The sequence below is a fragment of the Rummeliibacillus sp. NPDC094406 genome, assembly GCF_044763875.1.
In the GTDB taxonomy this organism is placed as follows: domain Bacteria; phylum Bacillota; class Bacilli; order Bacillales_A; family Planococcaceae; genus Rummeliibacillus.
In genome coordinates this window covers 22532-28933 of the sequence record NZ_JBIWGZ010000013.1, presented here as the reverse complement: position 1 = coordinate 28933, position 6402 = coordinate 22532, and the positions used below count along the sequence as shown (strand labels likewise).

General features: G+C 33.8%; 6 protein-coding genes and 1 riboswitch. Of the genes, 1 reads left to right on the top strand and 5 read right to left on the bottom strand.

Annotation, left to right across the window (positions count from 1 at the left end; all coding sequences use genetic code 11):
* Positions 1 to 261 precede the first annotated feature (261 nt).
* The 5 genes from ACIQ4I_RS20510 to ACIQ4I_RS20490 form a co-directional block, all read right to left on the bottom strand.
* Positions 262 to 1710, bottom strand: a complete 1449-nt coding sequence (locus ACIQ4I_RS20510) for a DEAD/DEAH box helicase (protein ID WP_403099563.1) — start codon at positions 1708 to 1710, stop codon at positions 262 to 264.
* A gap of 665 nt (positions 1711 to 2375) precedes the next feature.
* A complete protein-coding gene (locus tag ACIQ4I_RS20505; RefSeq protein ID WP_403095188.1) occupies positions 2376 to 2522 on the bottom strand; it encodes a hypothetical protein in 147 nt (48 codons plus the stop codon).
* Positions 2523 to 2571: 49 nt separating this feature from the next.
* Positions 2572 to 3081: a MepB family protein gene (locus tag ACIQ4I_RS20500; RefSeq protein WP_403099561.1), complete on the bottom strand. Its 510-nt coding sequence runs from the start codon at positions 3079 to 3081 to the stop codon at positions 2572 to 2574.
* 314 nt (positions 3082 to 3395) lie between these two features.
* Positions 3396 to 4691, bottom strand: a complete 1296-nt coding sequence (locus ACIQ4I_RS20495) for an NCS2 family permease (RefSeq protein WP_403099559.1) — start codon at positions 4689 to 4691, stop codon at positions 3396 to 3398.
* Between the two features lie 153 nt (positions 4692 to 4844).
* Positions 4845 to 4946, bottom strand: a riboswitch (purine riboswitch).
* A 185-nt stretch (positions 4947 to 5131) separates the two neighbouring features.
* Positions 5132 to 5341 (bottom strand): DUF6440 family protein, encoded by a 210-nt coding sequence (locus ACIQ4I_RS20490; protein ID WP_403099556.1) that lies wholly within the window; start codon positions 5339 to 5341, stop codon positions 5132 to 5134.
* Positions 5342 to 5797: 456 nt separating this feature from the next.
* Between ACIQ4I_RS20490 and ACIQ4I_RS20485 the strand changes: the two genes are divergently transcribed.
* Positions 5798 to 6019, top strand: a complete 222-nt coding sequence (locus tag ACIQ4I_RS20485) for a hypothetical protein (protein WP_403099554.1) — start codon at positions 5798 to 5800, stop codon at positions 6017 to 6019.
* The last annotated feature ends 383 nt before the right edge of the window (positions 6020 to 6402 follow it).

Here is a 6402-nt window from a genome sequence, read left to right as displayed (position 1 = left end):
AGAAAATTAAAAGGACTAAGTCCGGTACAATACCGAATTCAATCCTCCATAGCTGCTTAACTTAATATAATGTCTAACTTTTTGGGGTCAATTCACCCAGTGATGCCCCAGCGATATTAGACATAGTAACTACTCCTCTTCACACTATTTTTATTATAATAGTAACTAAATGAGGTTTTTAGTTTGATTTCTCCTAATGTTACTTACAAGAAAAAAGTCCAATTATGTCTTATTACCCATCATTCTGCCAAAGCTAACGTTTCACTTCTTATTAGCTTCATATACTTTCAATAACTTACCTTTTATTGTTGTGTTCTTCATTCTATTCAACACAATCGGACCTTTATCATTTAATATTTCAACATAAGAAAAAGTATCTAATATTGTAATAATACCAATATCCTCCACTGATACTCCGTCAATTTTTGCAATCGTTCCAACAAAATCTACTGCTCTAAGCTTCTTTTTCTTACCACCATTAAAGTATAACTTCATGATTTGCTTGTTTAGTTTTTCACTTTTTGCTTTTTTAATCGTTGGTTCAACATTCATTTTTTCTTCAAAGGCAGGTTTCTTATCTGAAACTTCCTCTTTTGAAGGAGCGTTCATTTTCGGAATCTCAAAACCAATGTATTCTTCAATTTCACTTAAAAACCGATCTTCAAAAGGTGTAACAAAAGTGATGGCTTTCCCTTTTTGACCCGCTCGTCCTGTTCTACCCGTACGATGGACATAGCTCTCTTTCTCAAGTGGCAGGTCATAGTTGACGACATGTGTTATATTATCAATATCAATCCCTCTGGCAGCTACATCCGTAGCAATCAAATAGCGAAATTCTCCTCTTCTAAAGTCATTCATTACGCCAAGCCGGTCATCTTGTATCATTCCGCCGTGGATTTTATCACAGGAATAACTCAAATCCATTAACTGATCACACACAGTATCTACTCGATCTTTTGTCCGACAGAAGATAATGCAACTGTCTGGATTTTCAACAATCGTTATATCTTTAAGCATAGAAAATTTATCGTCATCTGCCACCTCAAAAAGAGAATGATCAATTTTATCAGTTGTGAGTCCCGTCGTCTTAATTTCAATATCGATAGGCGTTTTCATATAGTTAAGTGAGAGGCTTTTGACTTTCTCTGGTAATGTAGCTGAAAATAACATTGTTACTCGTTCTCGAGGTAACTCCTTGATGATGGCTTCTACCTGTTCAATAAACCCCATGTTTAACATCTCATCAGCTTCATCAATTACAAGATAGTGAATCCGATCTAACGCCAGAGTTCCTCTTTCAATATGATCTAACACACGACCTGGAGTACCGACTACTACATGTGTTTTTTGCTTTAATTCTGTTTTTTGGATAGCAAAAGGTTGTTTTCCATAAACAGCTGCTGCTTTTATCCGTTTAAATCTACCTATGTTTATGAAATCCTCTTTCACTTGCACAGCAAGTTCTCTTGTAGGTGTCAAAATTAACGCTTGAGGTTTATTTTCCTTCCAATCAATTAATTCACAAATTGGAATCCCGTATGAAGCAGTCTTCCCACTTCCTGTTTGTGATTTCACGACAAGATCCATTTTCTCTAACACAATAGGTATAACCTTACTTTGAACTTCTGTTGGATTTACGTATTCTAAGCTATCCAACGCGTTTACTATTTCATTACTTAATTTATAATCTTTAAAACTTTCTTTGCACATAATTAAGCCTCTTTTATTTTGGATTATTTACCTTATTATTTCTTGAAGATTGTTACCTTATTCAAACTACCATTATACGCGAATTTCGCCTTGTAAATGAGTTAGAATGTGAAATAATAAAAAATGACCTGCCTTTTTTGGCAAGTCAAGTGCTTGGTATTTTAACTTTTGCTTTTACCCCTAAAGACGATTTTGCTAACTAATCATTAGTATAGGCGAATTTAAACAAATATCAATAACTTCTCGGACACTTTAAATACAATATTCCGCTAACTCTACTCACTTCTCAAACCAATCATAAAATTCATCAACACTGGTTTCACAAATTTAATGCGGATATTTTGGTTGTATCACAACGACTTGGGCATTCAAGGCCAGAATTTACATTGAAGCACTACGCTCACCTATGGAGTCGAAATGATGAAGGAATCGCTCAACAAATGACTGGCAACATCCGGTTCGCCCTTTGATACGGTTCACCTTACTTAATATTAAATCTATAATTATGTATTCAACAATCTTGCCCTTTAGCTAAAGAAGGCACGATTGCTTGCTTTTCAAGAATTGCGCCCAATTGCGGAAGATCGATTAAAGTCCTTATTAAAATAAAGCCCACTGTTAACCATCCATTACTTTCTTTCATGATAGTTAAATTATAGCCCCTATTAGAAAAGCCATTTAAACAACATAGCTAAGAGGAACAGTGGTACTCCGACAATAATCATCCCAGCAAAAACGTAACTTAAACTTGTTAATATAAACTTAAAGAAATCATAGATTGCCCCAGCTAAATCTTCAACAAATCTTATCAAAATAATCCCCTCCGATCCTTGCTAAGGTTAAGCGCCCGATTGCAGAGGATTAAAGAGAATACAGTTCTATTATTTTTTCTAAGGGTAATTTATTCGGATTACACATATCAACAAAATAGGGTAACTGCCATTTTTGAGTTTTCATCGCTTGTTTACTACTCGGACTATCCCAGCTAGGATAAACTCTTATTGCCATTTTACCCTTTGTTGAAGTAGACCTAAGAATGTTCTGTTTTAAAAGAATTTCTTTTGGAAAAATAAATTGACCAAACTCATTTTCATTTTTAAAGGTAGTTATAACTAATAAATCAGGGGCTTCCTCATATAAGTAGGGTTGATTTTCATTATTTTCGTCCTTTTCCCAAAATGCAACAAACTGCCCTACTTTGGTAGGTGTTATATTCGCAACTCTGAATCGAACTGTTTTAGAAGATAATTGAAATGTACCAGCACCATACTTAGAATTTTGCTTCTCTTCTTGAACTGACTTTACAGTTAAGTGATTCGACTCATAAATCATTTTATTTACATAAGTTAATGCTGTAAAAAAATTATTCATTTCTTCACTCCTAAATTTCAAACAAAATGGCCCTTTTATTTAATAAAACTCAGATTCATTACTCTAGAATAGCGCCCGATTGTTGAAGAATGTATTATTCAATAATCTTACTTGTAGTAGAGCTCCTAAGTTATTTATAAGGTACAAAAGACATAAATTAGCTGAACTAATCTATGCCTTTTATGGTTTAATCCCATTAATTTAATAACCCAAAGAGAATGAAGGTCATTACGTTCTTTCATGGTGTATGTTCCTTTAGGCGTTGCTCTCTAGCTACCAGCAACTGTATTCTCCTAGTCCTCTAAATCTCTTTCCTACAATATAAAAGCAAAGTATAAAATGAATAACAAACAAAGCACATACATAATTGGATGAACTTCTTTATAACGCTTTTGTGCTACTAAACATATTGGATAAAGAACAAAACCCAATCCAATCCCGATTGCCACACTAGAAGTTAGAGGCATCATAATAATTGTTAAAAATGATGGAATGACAATTTCTAACTTAGTCCAGTTTATTTTACGGATTTCCATTGCCATTAATGCGCCTACAATAATCAATGCAGCTGATGTAACTTCCACTGAAATAACGTTAACAATTGGTGAGAAGAACAAAGCAACCACAAAACAAGCTGCAATAACGACAGACGTAAAGCCGGTTCTTCCTCCGACAGCAATACCAGCAGAAGATTCAACACTCGTAGCAGGTGTCGATGTACCTAAGATAGCGCCAATGACACCTGCAGCAGAATCGGCAAGTAATCCTTTTCCGATATTTGGAATCTTATTATCTTTCATCATTCCTGCTTGGCTCGTTAATCCAATTAATGCACCAGCTGTATCAAAAAAGGCAACAATTAAAAATGTGAAGATAACTGTCAGTGTTTCTGGGGTAAAAATCTCATCTAAATGGCCAAACACAACACCAAATGTTGGTTTAATGCTTGGGATACTTCCAACAATCGATGAAGGGACATCAATTAATCCAAAAATCATACCAATAATCGTTGTAATGACCATCCCATAGAAAATCCCGCCATTGATGCCACGTACTAACATAATGATCGTAATAATAAGACCAATAACTGCTAGTAGAGTCATCGGTGAAGTTAAATCTCCAATTGAAACAAATGTATCTTTATTGCCAACAATAATTCCACCATTTTTTAACCCGATAAATGTGATGAAGAACCCAATTCCAGAAGCGATTGCATATTTTAGATCCAGTGGAATAATATTAATAATCTTCTCTCGGATTTTCAGTAAACTTAATAACATAAAAATGATTCCTGCAACAAAAACGCCAGTTAAAGTGATTTCCCAGTCAATACCCATTCCAATACACACAGAAAAAGTGAAGAATGAATTCAATCCCATACTAGGGGCAATGGCGATTGGGAAGTTAGCAAGTAAACCCATAAGTAGTGTTCCGATGATCGCAGTAAGCGCAGTTGCAGTAAATACAGCCCCATTATCCATCCCCGATTGGCTTAGAATAAGCGGATTGACGACTAATATATATGCGATAGATAAGAAGGTCGTTATCCCTGCTAGTGTTTCCTGCTTATAGGAAGTGTTCCGTTCTGCAAATTTAAAAAAGTCTCTCATGTTGTAATCTCCTATTTGCTAAATTAAAGATCGAAAGGGAATGATTCCGAAGTTCGTTTTCCAACGAATTCATTTTATTTTCCCCTTGATATAAAAAAAACTTTGACCACAATTAGGCCAAAGCTTTTTCTACAAAACGGAATAAAAATATATCATTAATTTCCCATTCCTTGTAGACAAGCTATTTATTGGTAGCTGGTAGAAACTTTCAAGCCGTATTCTTGAATTTATACAAGGTATATCTATTCTTTTTAAAAACAATAGGAGAATGATAACAAGTTTCATTTAAAACGTCAATAGTATAAATTGGAATAAGTTTTTCAAGTAACAGATGTAAAATATTAAAAAATAGATCAAAAAGTTGAAATTAAAACAGATAATAAAGTTATTTATTTCCTTGTGGAACTAAAGCTACCATATAGTTGAACAAGATAAAGCTGTTATTCATTATTTGGTTTTACCATTGGTTTTCCATCCTTATCCAATAACGGGGTAATTCCCCCTGCATATCCACCCCAACTAAATAAATAATGAATTCCTGTTTCCTTATCTACTATTATTCTGTTTCCATTAGCCACACCATTTTCTGTAAGGATTTCTTCAAATCTCTTCTTTGAGCCTTTATTCTTTTCTGAGTCTTTATTAAACATTTTTCGCCCCCATATTCATTTAAATGTTAACACTATTACTGAATTTCAAATAACCTCTTTATATACTACGATCTTATCAGGTGATTATTACAAAATTAGCAAAAAGTTAGCGATTCACTTGAAAACAGCCCATTGTATTAACCTCCACTTTAGTTAAATAAGAAAAGAGAGCTGTCTGAACAGCTCTTAATCTTCTACTAAAGCACCCGCTAGTTGAACTCTATGTCAATAACCAATAGTCCATAATCCATTTTTACGCCTAACTTTATTCCTTATTACTCTTTATACGAATAAAAAAGGTAAAAATTCCCTAAAGGTGTTGCTCAATTATCTGGCCCTTTAATGAAAACAAGCGCTGGATGTTATGGTAAATATTAGATATAAGGTAAAATAAACCACTGAAAACAAATTAAAAGATACGGAAAAATATTGGCGATTTGATAGGAGGTTGAACATATGGATGATAAGAAGAAGGGGAAATTACAAGTCTCGGTAATTGTTTTAATGATATTACTATTGGTTGCGGCGTTTGTTTTATTTTTCTTAGGTCATTACATTTTGGCGTTTATTTTATTTGGAATTTTTATGCTGATTTTGGACTCTATTAGTAATTCGTTAGGAAATAAAAATGCAGATTACGTTTATAGAAAAAATTATAATAATAATAAGAAGTGGTAATTACGCTTAGGTAGGGGTTGTTCAACGATATGGCACTATATATAAAGAAAGACGCTCTCCTTATTCAGAAAAGCGTCCTTTAATTGAATAACTAAAATATGTATTCAATCATAAGATCAATTATTTCTTCTCTCACTACAGCCTCGATGGCTGCTATCCTCTTACATAAACTATTTAGGGCATACATCCAACCCAAGCTTTGACCTTGAGCATAAACTGGTTATATGTCTAATTTAAAAAAGGAGTGAATCTTGACTTATGCGATATATGGAACAAATGCCTTTCTATGGTCAGAATCCTAGAGGGCTTGAAAATTGTATATTTCGTTTCACGTATATGTGGCTTAGAAACGGAGACAATTTTTGGTTCTTTTTAACGACTGT